Source organism: Qipengyuania vesicularis (assembly GCF_019711415.1).
Lineage (GTDB): Bacteria > Pseudomonadota > Alphaproteobacteria > Sphingomonadales > Sphingomonadaceae > Qipengyuania > Qipengyuania vesicularis.
On the sequence record NZ_JAIGNJ010000001.1, the window covers coordinates 281,037 to 293,422 of the forward strand.

Consider the following 12,386-nt stretch of genomic DNA (forward strand, 5'->3'; position numbering starts at 1 on the left):
GACCCTCTCCCCCTAAAATCCGCCTCCCGCCAATGCGTCTATCGCGCCTTGCAGGATGACCGCAGCTGCGTGGCTGTCGATCTTCACGGCCCGCTTTGCGCGGCTCATGTCCTGACCGATCATGGCGCTCTCGGCCGAAGAAGTCGACCAGCGTTCGTCCCATAAAAGCACCGGTAAATCGAAGGCTTGCGCGAGATTCTTCGCATAGGCGCGGCTTGCTTGCGCGCGCGGACCTTCGCTGCCGTCCATGTTTCGCGGCAGGCCGACGACCAGCGCCTTGATGCTTCGCTCGGTGACGATCTCACGCAGCTTGCCACAATCCTTCGTGAACTTACTGCGTTCGATCGTCTTGCCCGCCGTGGCATAGCGCCAGCCAGCATCGCAGGTCGCGACCCCGATGGTCTTGGTGCCAAGATCGAGACCCAGCAGCGCCCCGCCATCGGGCAGGGCATCGCCGAACTCTAGCGCGCTGTCGGTTACGAGCGAGCCCGCGCCGTCCATGCCCTGACCCTCGAGAGTACGTCTTCCTGCAGGTTCTTCCAGAATAGCGGAATGTCGTAGACGTGGTAGTTACCGCCCGGCAGCACACCGGGACCGAGGTCCGGTGGATCGCCGATGCGCAGGATGCCGCGTTCGTCGCACCTTGCCGGAACTGCGCCAGCGACCAGTTCGCCGGAGGAAAGGTCTTCGGAGGGCTTGAGCGTGCCGAGATTGGCGGATGAGGGCGAAGAACCGCCATTCATCCCGCTCAAGGGATTGGTACAGACGATCGTATCGCCATTACCGCGCGGCTCCCCGTCGATCCCGGGCAGGGCGCTGTAGCGCTTGAGCAACTGGCCCGGATTACCATCGTCGGAGAAGCTCAGATAGCTGACGATGCAGCCGGCTTGCCCCGGCGCTGCGCAGGCGGGCAAGGGATAGGCGGGCAGATCGTGTTCAACGGAAATGGGCCAGCCCGGTGCATAGACTGCAGCAACGCGGTCCTCGGCGCCCGACGCGGCCAATTTGTCGCGCAGCAGTCGGAGGATGTGAACCGAGCCCTGGCTATGCCCTGCAAGGACGATCGGCTTGTCGTCATCTATGCTCCCGAGGAAGTATTCGAAGGCCTGCGCCACGTCGGCATAGGCAGCATCAATGGCGAGCGACGCTTCCTCCTTGTCGGTGAGGAATGCGCCAACGGCAGCCTGCCTATACTTGGGAGCCCAGATCTCGTCCGCGCGATTGAACGGGCTGGCGAGACCGCGCAGGAACACGCGCGCAAGCCGGTCGGTCTCTGCATCACCCAGTGGCGCGTTCCAGTCGCCGAGTGCACCCTTGGTGTAGCTGGTCGGCGGCACAAAGAAGACTGCGAAGGAGGGCGTCGCGTCGGCGTTGACAGCCTCACCGGCAATCGAACCGGAGGTATCGAGAGCGTCCGGCTCGTCGAGACTTTGCTCTGCCGCCGGGCTGTCGGGCGAGACCTCCTGCTGCGCAGGATCTACCGCTGGCTGCGCGATTGCTGGCTGATATCGTGCTGGATCTCTCGCGCCGAGGCCGGGCCGCGAATACCACATATCGGGATCTTCATAGGCATTGGCGGCCAGCGCTTCCTGCTCAACGAATTCGCCGCGCGGGACGAAGGCGATTTCGGTTGCCTCGCGTGACCAGATCGCCAGCGCGATCGCGCCGGCGATCAGCACCACGATGATGATCGCGACGAAGTAAAGGAACTTACGCGCCATTCTCGGCTGCCTCCTGCTGTTTCGCTTCGGCGTCGTTCTGTTCGGCTCGGCGTTCGAGTGCGACCTTGATCATCGCCAGCATCGGGTCGGCAAGGAACAGGCCGAGGATGCCGAAGAGGATACCCATGATGAGCTGCGCGGCGAGCACGAGGGCAGGCGCGAGGTCGACCGTTTTCTGCGCGATCATCGGGATGACCACATAGCCATCGAAGTTCTGCACGAAGAAATAGACGAAGATCGTGTAGAGACCCATATCGGTCCCGCCCGAAAAGCCCACCAGTACCATCAACGCGCCCGAGATGATCGCACCGAGATTGGGCACGAAGGCGAGCAGTCCGGTAAGGATCGCCAGCAGGGCCGCCATCGGCACCGGCCCGATCCCGAACAGCTGACCGCCATAGGCGAGCAGGACGTAGGTGAAGACGCCCTCCACGAACATGCCCAGCAGCCGGCCCGCCATGAGCCGGCGCAAAGTATAGCCCATGCGCGCTGCGGTTACGTAGAATGCATCGCGCTTGTGGCGGGGCAGCATCCAGGCGACACCCCGTTCATACAGGATCGGGTCGATCGCCACGTAGATGCCGATGATGGCGATCAGGATGATCGTAGTCACTCCGCCTACGATGCCGCCAAGGGCGCGCGTTACGGTGCTGATGCCGCTGCCTATGCTGCCGGCGTAATTCTGGATCTGGTCCTGCGAGATGCTGAAGCCCTGCGAGCGGGCGTATTCGATCAACTGACCGATCTGCTGTTCGATGATCGCCGGAAATTCGCTCGCCTCGCGCGAAATCGTCGCCCCGGCAAAGCTGACCAGCCAATAGAGAAAGCCGACCAGAAAGGTGAGGACAATGGCCACCCGCCAGGTCCGCCCGATCGGCAGGGCACGTCCGAGAAGGCGCGCGCCTCCATCGATCATCGAGGCAAATACGAGCGCGCCGAAAATGACCAGCAGAGGTCGTGCGATATAAACGGCAAGAACGGCGAGCCCGACAACCCCGGTCCAGATTGCCGCACGCACGATCTCGTGGCGGATGCGCGGATCGCCGATGCGCGAAGGGCTGGTGCCGAGATCTTCGCCAGCTATGTCAAGCTTATCCTCGGCCATCCGAACCTTTCGTCAATCCTGCTGCTCGCCCGCAACCGAGGGGCGGAGCGTCGTCCATGCGCGGCCTTCACGAAGGCTCGTAAACCATGAAACCGGATTGAGCGTGGTTGTTCCGTCGAGCGAGAAGGTGATGAATTCTGCACGCCCGCCGATATTTTCCAGCGGTACGGGTCCCAGCAGGCCGCGTGGGTCGTTGAGTTCACGGCTGTCCGAAGAGTGGTCGCGATTGTCGCCCATCACGAAGACGTGGCCTTCGGGCACGGTGATCTCCGCGAAATCGTCCAGCATAGTGTTCATGTGGTCGATCACGAGGTAATTCGCCCCATTGGGCATCGTCTCGCGGTAAACCGGGACGCGGCAAACCGTTTCGCCCTCGTCGTTGGTCACGATGAAGCTGTCATCGCGAAAGCCGCGACAGGTCGAATTGGCATCGATCGGCAGGTCGAGTTCGGGCTCCACTTCCTGTTTCACAGGCGTGCCGTTGAGGACAATCAGGCCGTCGCGCACCGCGATCCGGTCACCCGGCAGAGCCACGACGCGCTTGATGTAATCCTCGTCGCGCTCCGGATGGACGGGGATCACGATATCGCCATACTCAGGCGTCGATCCCGCGATGCGCCAGTCACCGCGCGGGGCGAGGTGGAAACTGACCGAAGACCAGTTCCAGCCATAGGGATATTTGCTGACCACCAGCCGGTCTCCCACCAGCATATTGGGGAGCATGCTTTCGGAAGGGATGTAGAACGGCTTGGCGATGAGGCTGTGGAAGGCGAAAACCGCCAGCAGCATGAGCGCCAGGCCGCGGATCTCGGCGATCCAGTCGACCTTTTCCTTGCTCTTCTTCTTGTCCTTGGAATCTGTCACGGCGGCTATGTCTGCACTCATGCGGGGAAGGCCTCGATGATCACGAATGCCTGTGCCCATGGATGGTCGTCGGTGAGGGTGAGATGAATGCGCGCCTCATGGCCGTGCGGCATCATTTCGGCAAGCCTTAGTGCAGCGCCTCCGGTGAGATGCAGTGTCGGCGCGCCCGAGCGCGCGTTCACGACGCCGATGTCCTTATGGAACACCCCGCGCGAAAAGCCCGTGCCGATTGCCTTGGCATATGCCTCCTTGGCGGCCCAGCGCTTGGCGAATGTGCCGACGCGGGTGAAGGGGCGCTTTGCCGCCTTGGCGCGCTCTATCTCGGTAAAGCACCGCATTTCGAACTTCTCGCCCCATCGCTCGAGAGAATTCGCGATCCGGTCCATATTGGTAAGGTCATTGCCCATGCCGATGATCATGCCGTCCTCCCGATCATGACAATTAGAATGACCAGCATGATCCAGTGAATGAAGACCTGGGACTTTACCAGCGGATGATCGACCGTGCCGCCCGACCGCTTGAGCGACCCGGCATAGCCGATCACCTGCAGGATCGGCCAGCCGATGGCAAAGGCGAGCGCGGCCTGTTGCGCGACGGCATAGGCGAGCAGGGCTATGCTTAAGAGAAAAGGGATCGCCGCGGCGAGGGCCCACAGCGTGTCGGCGCGACTTGGCGATTGGGCGCTCACCGCGCTTCGTCCATCAGCTCGCGCATCTGGCGCACCGCGTGCTCCAGGCCGACGAATACCGCCTCGCCGACGAGGTAATGGCCGATGTTGAGTTCGGCCAGCTGCGGGATGGCTGCGATCGGCTGGACGTTCTCATAGGTCAGGCCGTGGCCCGCATGCGGCTCGATGCCGTTCTTGGCGGCGAGAGCGGACATGTCGGCGATGCGCTTCAGCTCGCGCGCAGTCTTCTCGCTGTCGCCGGCGAGGTGCGCATGCGCGTATTCGCCCGTGTGGAATTCGACGACGGGCACGCCCAGTTTGAGTGCGGCATCGAGCTGACGCTCGTTCGCCTCGATGAAGAGCGAAACGCGGATACCCTTGTCTTTCAGCTTCCACACGATCGGCGCGAGCGTGTTATGCTGCCCTGCCGCATCCAGCCCGCCCTCCGTTGTACGTTCCTCGCGCTTCTCCGGCACGATGCAGGCAGCATGCGGCATGTGCTTGAGGGCGATCTCCAGCATCTCCTCGGTTGCCGCCATCTCGAGATTGAGCGGGAGGTCGGTCGCATCCTGGATGCGCCTCAAGTCGGCATCGCGAATATGGCGGCGGTCCTCGCGCAAGTGAGCGGTGATCCCGTCACCGCCGACGCTGGCCACGATCTCGGCGGCGCGAACGGGGTCGGGATGATCACCGCCACGCGCATTGCGTATGGTGGCAACGTGATCGATGTTGACGCCGAGGCGGAGCGGGCGGATCAAGCCTTCCGGCTCCCGGGCTTCGTCACCTCGATAGCGGCAAGTTCATCCGGCACTTCTTCGTCGGCATAGGTCGGGAATGTGATCTCGATCAGCGGGAAGAAGGGTACGCCGAGGTCCGCTTCGCCATTGCTGCGGTCGACCAGCGCCACTTCGGCGATGACCTCGCCGCCTTCGCATCCGACCGCGGCGATAGCCTCGCGGCTGGAGAGCCCGGTGGTGACCACGTCCTCCACCATCAGGACCTTCGCCCCCGGTTCGATCCTGAAACCGCGGCGCAGGTGGAACTCGCCCTCGGGCCGTTCGAGAAACATTGCGTCCTTGCCCAAGGCGCGGCCCATTTCCTGACCGATGATGATGCCGCCCATGGCAGGGCTGACCACGATGTCGACCTGGCTGCGGATATCGCGCGGGATCTTCTGGGCGAGGGCGAAGGCCAGCCGTCCGGCGCGTTCGGGGTTCATCAGCACGCGCGCGCACTGGAGATAATGCCCGCTGTGGCGGCCGCTCGAGAGCAGGAAATGGCCTTCGAGCAGGGCTTCGCTGGCGCGGAATTCGGAGAGGATTTCGTCTTCGGTCATCGTGCCTGCGTCCAAAGCGCCTCGCGCGCGTTTGCGCAAGAGGCAAAGGCACTTGCACATTTTTATCGGACACACGCTTGAGGCTAGCGGAAAGCCTGCCTATAGGGCGCAGCGCAATCGGACCTCGCTCGAGGTGCGTCCTCCGCGCGGATGCGGGATTCGCGAAGAGCTGCAATGTTCGACAGACGACACGACACGAAAGAGTTCCAACGTAATGAAAACTCTCGGATTTCACCGGATCGTAGCCAGCCTGGCGCTGGCCTTCTCGCTGGTTATCGGCACGCCTGCCGCCATGGCGCAGGACACCGCCGCAACCGAACAGCTCGAATCCATCGATCCGGCCGAAGCTGCCGATGTCGCCGATCCGGAGGCCGTTTCGGCAGGTAGCGGTGCCTACACGCCGATGAAGCCGACCGAAGGCAAGGGCATGCCTGTAGACGGTGGCTGGGACGTACAGCCGCAGTTTTCGGAGATCGGTGATACTGCCTATACGCTGCACTATGGCCTGATTTGGGTCATGGCGATCATCAGCTTCTTCGTGCTCGCACTGCTGCTCTACACCGTTTTCCGCTTCCGCCGTTCGGCCAATCCCGTGCCTTCCAAGACCAGCCACAACACGCTGATCGAGGTGATCTGGACGGTCGTTCCCGCGCTTATCCTGCTGGTCATCGCGATCCCCTCGATCACGCTGATCGCCAAGCAGTACGAGACCCCGCCGAAGGATGCGATCACCATCAAGGCGATCGGTTACCAGTGGTACTGGGGCTATGCCTATCCCGACAATGGCGACTTCGAGATCGTCTCCAACATGCTGTCGAAGGAAGAGGCTGATGCACGCGGCGAGCCGCACCAGCTGGCCGTCGACAACCGCATGGTCGTGCCTGCAGGTGTTCCGATCCGTCTCCAGGTGACTGCAGCCGACGTGATCCACTCGTTCGCAGTGCCGAGCCTCTGGTTCAAGATGGACGCCGTTCCGGGACGTCTCAACGAACGCATTTTCCAGGTCGACGAGCCGGGCGTGTATTACGGCCAGTGCTCGGAACTTTGCGGCGCGCGTCACGGCTATATGCCGATCGCGGTCGAAGCGCTGCCGATGGACCAGTACAATGCATGGGTCCTGGCCCAGGGCGGCACAGTGAAGGCTGCCGAAGGCGATGGTGTGGAAGCCTCGCTTCCGCCGCTGCAGGATCCCGAGAGCGCCGCCCCTGATGCCCCGGGTGCAGGCGCACCGCCGGTCGAAAATCCGGCTGCCTAACAGATACGATAGACGCGAGAGACTGATATCATGGCTACAACTGCCGACAGCTTCCAGGCTCATACCGACGACCACGCACACGATGCCGATCACAAGCCCGGCTTCTTCGCGCGCTGGTTCATGTCCACCAACCACAAGGACATCGGTACGCTGTACCTGATCTTCGCGATCGTCGCCGGGATCATCGGCGGCGCGATGTCTGGCGTGATGCGCTTCGAACTTGCCGAGCCGGGCATCCAGTACCTCGGCTGGTGGGTCGAGTTCTTCGGCGGCGAGGCCAGCTTCGATGCCAACTTGCACATGTGGAACGTGTTCATCACCGCCCACGGCCTGATCATGGTCTTCTTCATGGTCATGCCCGCGATGATCGGCGGTTTCGGCAACTGGTTCGTACCGCTCATGATCGGCGCGCCCGACATGGCGTTCCCGCGCATGAACAACATCTCGTTCTGGCTGACCGTTGCCGGCTTCCTCAGCCTGTGCTTCTCGCTCTTCGTACCGGGCGGCACGGGTCTTGGCGCTGGCGTTGGCTGGACCGTCTATGCACCGCTTTCGACTTCGGGCTCCACCGGGCCGGCTGTCGACTTCGCGATCTTCTCGCTCCACCTTGCGGGCGCGGGTTCGATCCTCGGTGCGACCAACTTCATCACCACTATCTTCAACATGCGCGCGCCGGGCATGACCCTGCACAAGATGCCGCTGTTCGTGTGGTCGGTGCTGGTTACCGCATTCCTGCTGCTGCTGGCCCTCCCGGTCCTCGCAGCCGCGATCACCATGCTGATTACCGACCGTAACTTCGGCACGACCTTCTTCGACCCGGCAGGCGGCGGCGACCCGATCCTGTACCAGCACTTGTTCTGGTTCTTCGGTCACCCCGAAGTCTACATCATGATCCTGCCGGGCTTCGGCATGATCTCGCAGATCGTTGCCACCTTCAGCCGCAAGCCGGTCTTCGGCTATCTCGGCATGGCCTACGCCATGGTCGCGATCGGCGTCGTCGGCTTCATCGTGTGGGCGCACCACATGTATACCGTGGGCCTCGACGTGAACACGAAGATGTACTTCACCGCGGCCACCATGGTCATCGCGGTTCCGACCGGCGTGAAGATCTTCAGCTGGATCGCCACGATGTGGGGCGGTTCGATCGAGTTCAAGAGCCCCATGGTCTGGGCGCTGGGCTTCATCTTCCTGTTCACTGTCGGTGGTGTGACCGGCGTCTATCTCGCCAACGGCGGCGTCGATGACGTGGTACACGACACCTACTTCGTGGTGGCTCACTTCCACTACGTGCTGTCGATGGGTGCCGTCTTCTCGATGTTCGCGGGCTTCTACTACTGGTTCCCGAAGATGAGCGGCCGGATGCACTCCGAACTGCTGAGCCACCTGCACTTCTGGGGCTTCTTCATCGGCGTGAACGTGATCTTCTTCCCGCAGCACTTCCTCGGCTGGCAGGGTATGCCGCGTCGCTATCCCGACTATGCCGATGCCTATGCCTACTGGAACGAGATCAGCTCGCTCGGTTACACGATCATGGCGCTTTCGATGATCCTGTTCTTCGTGAACATCATCTACGCCTTCGTCGCCGGCAAGAAGGCGGAAGACAACTACTGGGGCGAAGGTGCGACCACGCTCGAGTGGAGCCTGTCGAGCCCGCCGCCGTTCCACCAATTCAGCGAACTGCCGGTGATCGAAGACCACCACGACCACCATGACCACATTGGCGATGCGAAGCCTGCAACGGCTTGAGCCACGCTAATCGCTGGACAGAAACAAGCGGCCGGTTCCACAAGGGACCGGCCGTTTTCTTTAGCCGGAGAGGAATGCGATGCCCGAGATGCGGATGGTCGGTGTCGGTGAGCTGAGCCTCAGATGCGCGATCGAGGGTGAGGGCCCGCTCGCCATCATGGTCCACGGTTTCCCGGAGAGCTGGTACAGCTGGCGTCACCAGATCGCGGCGCTGGCCGAGGCAGGGTTCACCGCCTGCGCCATCGACGTTCGCGGCTATGGCGGTTCGGACAAGCCGCATCCGGTCGATGCCTATTCGATGGAGAATATCGTCGGCGACCTCGTCGGCCTGCGCAAGGCGCTCTCGCCGGACAAACCTGCCATATTGATTGGTCACGACTGGGGTGCGCCGATCGTGTGGAATTCCGCACTCACGAACCCTGAGCATTTCCGCGCCGTTGCCGGGCTGTCGGTCCCCTTTGCCGGAGTACCGCAGCGACCATTCACCGAAGTCTTCCACGAACACTTCATCAGCCAGGGCAAGTTCTTCTACCAGGAGTATTTCCAGGAGCCGGGCGTTGCAGAGGCCGAGGCGGAGAAGGACCCGCGCGACTGGGTTGCCCGGATGATGTATTCGATCAGCGGCGACGTGCCGCCGGGCGATTACTGGTCGAAGCCCTATGGCGCGACCTTCCTCGAGGGCTTGCCCGATCCTCAGCCCGTGCCTTGGCTGACGGAGGAGGACCTCGACTTCTACGAAAGCGAGTTCAAGGCTTCGGGATTTCGCGGACCGCTCAACCGCTATCGCAACCACGAAAACGACTTCGAATGGCTCCGGCAATGGCAGGGCCGGAGGATCGAGCAGCCTGCGCTGTTCATCGGCGGCACGCGCGATCCGGCAACCTATCTTTTCGGCGCCATCACCGATCCCGTGATGCTGATGAAGATGACCGCGCCCAAGGTCGAAGGACATATCCTTGAAGGCGTCGGGCACTGGACGCAGCAGGAGCGGCCCGAGGAGGTCAATCGCTTGCTGATTGACTGGATTCAGCGGCTCTAACCCCCTATAGGGCGCGCAGAAACGAATCCCATGACTCAGGCAGCTTCCCCATCCACCCAGCTCCCCGCGGACTGGCGCGACTTTTTCGCGCTGACCAAGCCGCGCGTGATGAGCCTGGTGATCTTCACCGGGCTTTGCGGACTGCTGGCAGCGCCCGGCCATATCCACCCGATCATCGGCTTCACCGCGATCCTCTGCATTGCGCTGGGCGCAGGCGGGGCGGCGGCGCTCAACCAGTGGTGGGAAGCCGATATCGATGCGGGGATGAAGCGCACCTCCAAGCGGCCGCTTCCAGCAGGCCGGATGCAGCGGATCGACGCGCGCGATTTCGGGATTCTCATTTCGGCGGCCTCGGTCGTGATCATGGGGCTGGGCGTGAACTGGCTGGCGGCAGCAATCCTCGCGGTCAGCATCGTGTATTACGCGGTGATCTACACCATCTGGCTCAAGCCGCGCACGCCGCAGAATATCGTCATCGGCGGCGGAGCAGGGGCCTTCCCGCCCATGATCGGCTGGATCGCGGTGACCGGCGACGTCACGCTGATGCCGGTGCTGCTTTTCGCGATTATCTTCTTCTGGACCCCGCCGCATTTCTGGGCGCTGGCGCTGTTCGTGCAGAGCGATTACGCGAAGGTCGGTATCCCCATGATGCCGGTCGTGAAAGGCGAACGATCCACCCGGCGCCAAATCCTTGCCTACTGCATCCTGCTCGTGCCGATTGCGGCCGCGCCGTGGTTCATCGGCGGGACCGGCGCATTCTACGGCGTGACTGCTATCCTGCTCTCGCTCATCTTCCTCGCCATGAGCCTTCCCGTGGCATTTCGAACCGCGGGTGAGAACGACAAGATGTCCCTTGAGAAACGCCTGTTCGCCTTCAGCGTTTTCTACCTGTTCGCCCTGTTCGCCGCGCTGGTGATCGACCGCGTGGCTGCGCAATACGGAGTATTCGGATGACGCCCGAAGAAGAGAAGGAATTCCGCCGCCGCCAGAAGAGCCGCAACCTCGTGGTCGGCGGTGTGCTGCTGTTCCTGGCCCTCCTGTTCTATGCGATCACCATTGTGAGGATGTAATGCCGGCAGCCGCTTCCGCTTCGCTGGAAAGTCGTAACCTTAAGACCGGGCTGATTGCCTTCGCGGGCGCGCTGGCGATGCTTGGTCTCGGCTATGCCGCGGTTCCGCTTTACGAGCTGTTCTGCCGGGTGACGGGGTTCGGCGGCACGACGCAACGTGCCACCGAGACAGAGGCCGAAATGGCTGCGCGCATGGGTGCTGCAGCAGGCGGCAAGCAGATTTCCATCCGCTTCGACGCAACGACTGCGCCCGGCCTCGGCTGGAGCTTCAAGCCCGAACAGGTGACCGACACGGTCACCATCGGCCAGCGCGACATGGCGATCTATGTCGCGAAGAACAACTCCGACCGGCCGGTAACCGGGACCGCGACCTTCAACGTCGAGCCGGAACAGGCTGGCATCTATTTCAACAAGATCCAGTGCTTCTGCTTCACCGAACAGACGCTGCAACCCGGCCAGCAGGTGCGCATGCCGGTGCTGTATTTCGTCGATCCCAAGGCGCTCGACGATCCGAACATGGAAGGCGTGGAGCAGATCACGCTCTCCTATACTTTCCACGAAGCGAAGAAATAAGCGCTCGCGCCCCTAGACCCGCACGGGATCGCGCATTAAGGGCACAGCGCAAAGCGTAACCCAGGACACAGGTACAATGGCTGGCAACGTCAATCACGAATATCACATCCTCGAACCCGATATCTGGCCGCTGATCGGCTCGATTGCGGCGCTGACCTTCACCAGCGGCATGGTGCTCTACATGCACGACATGCCGTCCGCGCACCTCGTGCTCGGCCTCGGTATCGCCGGCCTCATCGCCACCTTCTTCAGCTGGTTCTCGAACATCGTGAAGGAAGCCGAGCGTGGCGACCACACGCCCATCGTCCAGCTGCACATGCGCTACGGCATGATCCTGTTCATCGCCTCGGAAGTCATGTTCTTCGTCGGCTGGTTCTGGAGCTTCTTCGACTTCGCGCTGTTCCCCGAACTGCTGCAATACAATGCGGAAGACGGAACGACGCTCTCGCTCTTCGGCCAGACTAGCGCTGCTACTGCGACGCTAGTTCCCGAGGGCATGGAGGTCATCAGTGCCTTCGGCCTGCCGCTCCTCAACACGCTGATCCTGCTGTGTTCGGGCACCACGGTGACCTGGGCACACCATTCGCTGATCCATGGCGATCGTGACGGTCTGAAGAAGGGCCTGTGGCTCACCATCATTCTCGGCGCGATCTTCACCTGCATCCAGGCCTACGAATATGCCGTTGCCCCGTTCGCTTTCGGTGGCAATACCTACAGCTCGGCCTTCTACATGGCGACCGGCTTCCACGGCTTCCACGTGCTGATCGGCACGATCTTCCTGATCGTCTGCCTCGTGCGCGCCTATGCCGGCCATTTCACCCCGCGCCAGCACTTCGGCTTCGAAGCGGCTGCATGGTACTGGCACTTCGTCGACGTGGTGTGGCTGTTCCTCTTCGCCGTCGTCTATGTCTGGGGCGGCTGGGGCGCTCCGACCCACTGATGGGTCGTAGCCTACCGGATCATTCAAGGGGGCAGCCCGGTTCGCCGCGGCTGCCCCTTTCGCATTCCGAG

At 62.4% G+C, this 12,386-nt stretch carries 14 protein-coding genes; 6 read left to right on the forward strand and 8 right to left on the reverse strand.

Annotated elements, in window-relative coordinates; genetic code table 11:
* Positions 1 to 12: 12 nt before the first annotated feature.
* Genes ruvX through pyrE form a run of 8 tightly spaced genes read right to left on the reverse strand, consistent with a single transcriptional unit; the run spans position 13 to position 5,693 of the window.
* Positions 13 to 501 carry a Holliday junction resolvase RuvX gene (gene ruvX / locus K3146_RS01415; protein WP_221544426.1) on the reverse strand — a complete coding sequence of 163 codons (489 nt, stop codon included), beginning with the start codon at positions 499 to 501 and terminating at the stop codon, positions 13 to 15.
* Positions 477 to 1,721: a DUF3089 domain-containing protein gene (locus tag K3146_RS01420; RefSeq protein WP_221544427.1), complete on the reverse strand. Its 1,245-nt coding sequence runs from the start codon at positions 1,719 to 1,721 to the stop codon at positions 477 to 479. Before K3146_RS01420 ends, ruvX begins: the two co-directional genes overlap by 25 nt.
* Positions 1,711 to 2,826, reverse strand: coding sequence for an AI-2E family transporter (locus K3146_RS01425; RefSeq protein ID WP_221544428.1), 1,116 nt, complete (start codon positions 2,824 to 2,826; stop codon positions 1,711 to 1,713). Before K3146_RS01425 ends, K3146_RS01420 begins: the two co-directional genes overlap by 11 nt.
* A gap of 12 nt (positions 2,827 to 2,838) precedes the next feature.
* Entirely contained in the window at positions 2,839 to 3,711 is an 873-nt protein-coding gene (gene lepB, locus K3146_RS01430; RefSeq protein WP_221544429.1) for a signal peptidase I, read from the reverse strand.
* On the reverse strand, positions 3,708 to 4,109 hold the full coding sequence (gene acpS, locus K3146_RS01435; protein WP_221544430.1) for a holo-ACP synthase: 402 nt from the start codon (positions 4,107 to 4,109) through the stop codon (positions 3,708 to 3,710). The genes lepB and acpS overlap by 4 nt, the downstream gene beginning before the upstream one ends.
* Positions 4,106 to 4,378 (reverse strand): pyridoxal phosphate biosynthetic protein, encoded by a 273-nt coding sequence (locus K3146_RS01440; RefSeq protein ID WP_221544431.1) that lies wholly within the window; start codon positions 4,376 to 4,378, stop codon positions 4,106 to 4,108. Before K3146_RS01440 ends, acpS begins: the two co-directional genes overlap by 4 nt.
* The gene (locus K3146_RS01445; protein WP_221544432.1) at positions 4,375 to 5,115 is read right to left on the reverse strand and encodes a pyridoxine 5'-phosphate synthase; all 741 of its coding nucleotides are present in this window, start codon (positions 5,113 to 5,115) and stop codon (positions 4,375 to 4,377) included. Before K3146_RS01445 ends, K3146_RS01440 begins: the two co-directional genes overlap by 4 nt.
* A complete protein-coding gene (gene pyrE / locus K3146_RS01450) occupies positions 5,112 to 5,693 on the reverse strand; it encodes an orotate phosphoribosyltransferase (RefSeq protein ID WP_221544433.1) in 582 nt (193 codons plus the stop codon). Before pyrE ends, K3146_RS01445 begins: the two co-directional genes overlap by 4 nt.
* A 214-nt stretch (positions 5,694 to 5,907) precedes the next feature.
* On the opposite strand from pyrE, the gene coxB reads away from it, so the two are divergent.
* The 6 genes from coxB (at position 5,908) to K3146_RS01480 (ending at position 12,315) form a co-directional block, all read left to right on the forward strand.
* On the forward strand, positions 5,908 to 6,948 hold the full coding sequence (gene coxB, locus K3146_RS01455) for a cytochrome c oxidase subunit II (protein ID WP_221544434.1): 1,041 nt from the start codon (positions 5,908 to 5,910) through the stop codon (positions 6,946 to 6,948).
* A 30-nt stretch (positions 6,949 to 6,978) separates the two neighbouring features.
* Entirely contained in the window at positions 6,979 to 8,694 is a 1,716-nt protein-coding gene (gene ctaD / locus K3146_RS01460) for a cytochrome c oxidase subunit I (RefSeq protein WP_221544435.1), read from the forward strand.
* 79 nt (positions 8,695 to 8,773) lie between these two features.
* Positions 8,774 to 9,733 (forward strand): alpha/beta fold hydrolase, encoded by a 960-nt coding sequence (locus K3146_RS01465; protein ID WP_247710978.1) that lies wholly within the window; start codon positions 8,774 to 8,776, stop codon positions 9,731 to 9,733.
* Positions 9,734 to 9,763: 30 nt separating this feature from the next.
* The gene (locus tag K3146_RS01470) at positions 9,764 to 10,687 is read left to right on the forward strand and encodes a heme o synthase (RefSeq protein WP_221544436.1); all 924 of its coding nucleotides are present in this window, start codon (positions 9,764 to 9,766) and stop codon (positions 10,685 to 10,687) included.
* Positions 10,688 to 10,802: 115 nt separating this feature from the next.
* The gene (locus K3146_RS01475; RefSeq protein ID WP_221544437.1) at positions 10,803 to 11,375 is read left to right on the forward strand and encodes a cytochrome c oxidase assembly protein; all 573 of its coding nucleotides are present in this window, start codon (positions 10,803 to 10,805) and stop codon (positions 11,373 to 11,375) included.
* A gap of 76 nt (positions 11,376 to 11,451) precedes the next feature.
* Positions 11,452 to 12,315 (forward strand): cytochrome c oxidase subunit 3, encoded by an 864-nt coding sequence (locus K3146_RS01480; RefSeq protein WP_221544438.1) that lies wholly within the window; start codon positions 11,452 to 11,454, stop codon positions 12,313 to 12,315.
* Positions 12,316 to 12,386: the final 71 nt, after the last annotated feature.

Coding starts and splice junctions, on each gene's coding strand:
- pyrE (WP_221544433.1), bottom strand. CDS start 5,693: ATGACCGAAGACGAAATCCTCTCCGAATTCCGCGCCAGCGAAGCCCTG.
- lepB (WP_221544429.1), bottom strand. CDS start 3,711: ATGAGTGCAGACATAGCCGCCGTGACAGATTCCAAGGACAAGAAGAAG.
- coxB (WP_221544434.1), top strand. CDS start 5,908: ATGAAAACTCTCGGATTTCACCGGATCGTAGCCAGCCTGGCGCTGGCC.
- K3146_RS01465 (WP_247710978.1), top strand. CDS start 8,774: ATGCCCGAGATGCGGATGGTCGGTGTCGGTGAGCTGAGCCTCAGATGC.
- K3146_RS01475 (WP_221544437.1), top strand. CDS start 10,803: ATGCCGGCAGCCGCTTCCGCTTCGCTGGAAAGTCGTAACCTTAAGACC.
- acpS (WP_221544430.1), bottom strand. CDS start 4,109: ATGATCATCGGCATGGGCAATGACCTTACCAATATGGACCGGATCGCG.
- K3146_RS01470 (WP_221544436.1), top strand. CDS start 9,764: ATGACTCAGGCAGCTTCCCCATCCACCCAGCTCCCCGCGGACTGGCGC.
- ctaD (WP_221544435.1), top strand. CDS start 6,979: ATGGCTACAACTGCCGACAGCTTCCAGGCTCATACCGACGACCACGCA.
- ruvX (WP_221544426.1), bottom strand. CDS start 501: ATGGACGGCGCGGGCTCGCTCGTAACCGACAGCGCGCTAGAGTTCGGC.
- K3146_RS01425 (WP_221544428.1), bottom strand. CDS start 2,826: ATGGCCGAGGATAAGCTTGACATAGCTGGCGAAGATCTCGGCACCAGC.
- K3146_RS01480 (WP_221544438.1), top strand. CDS start 11,452: ATGGCTGGCAACGTCAATCACGAATATCACATCCTCGAACCCGATATC.
- K3146_RS01420 (WP_221544427.1), bottom strand. CDS start 1,721: ATGGCGCGTAAGTTCCTTTACTTCGTCGCGATCATCATCGTGGTGCTG.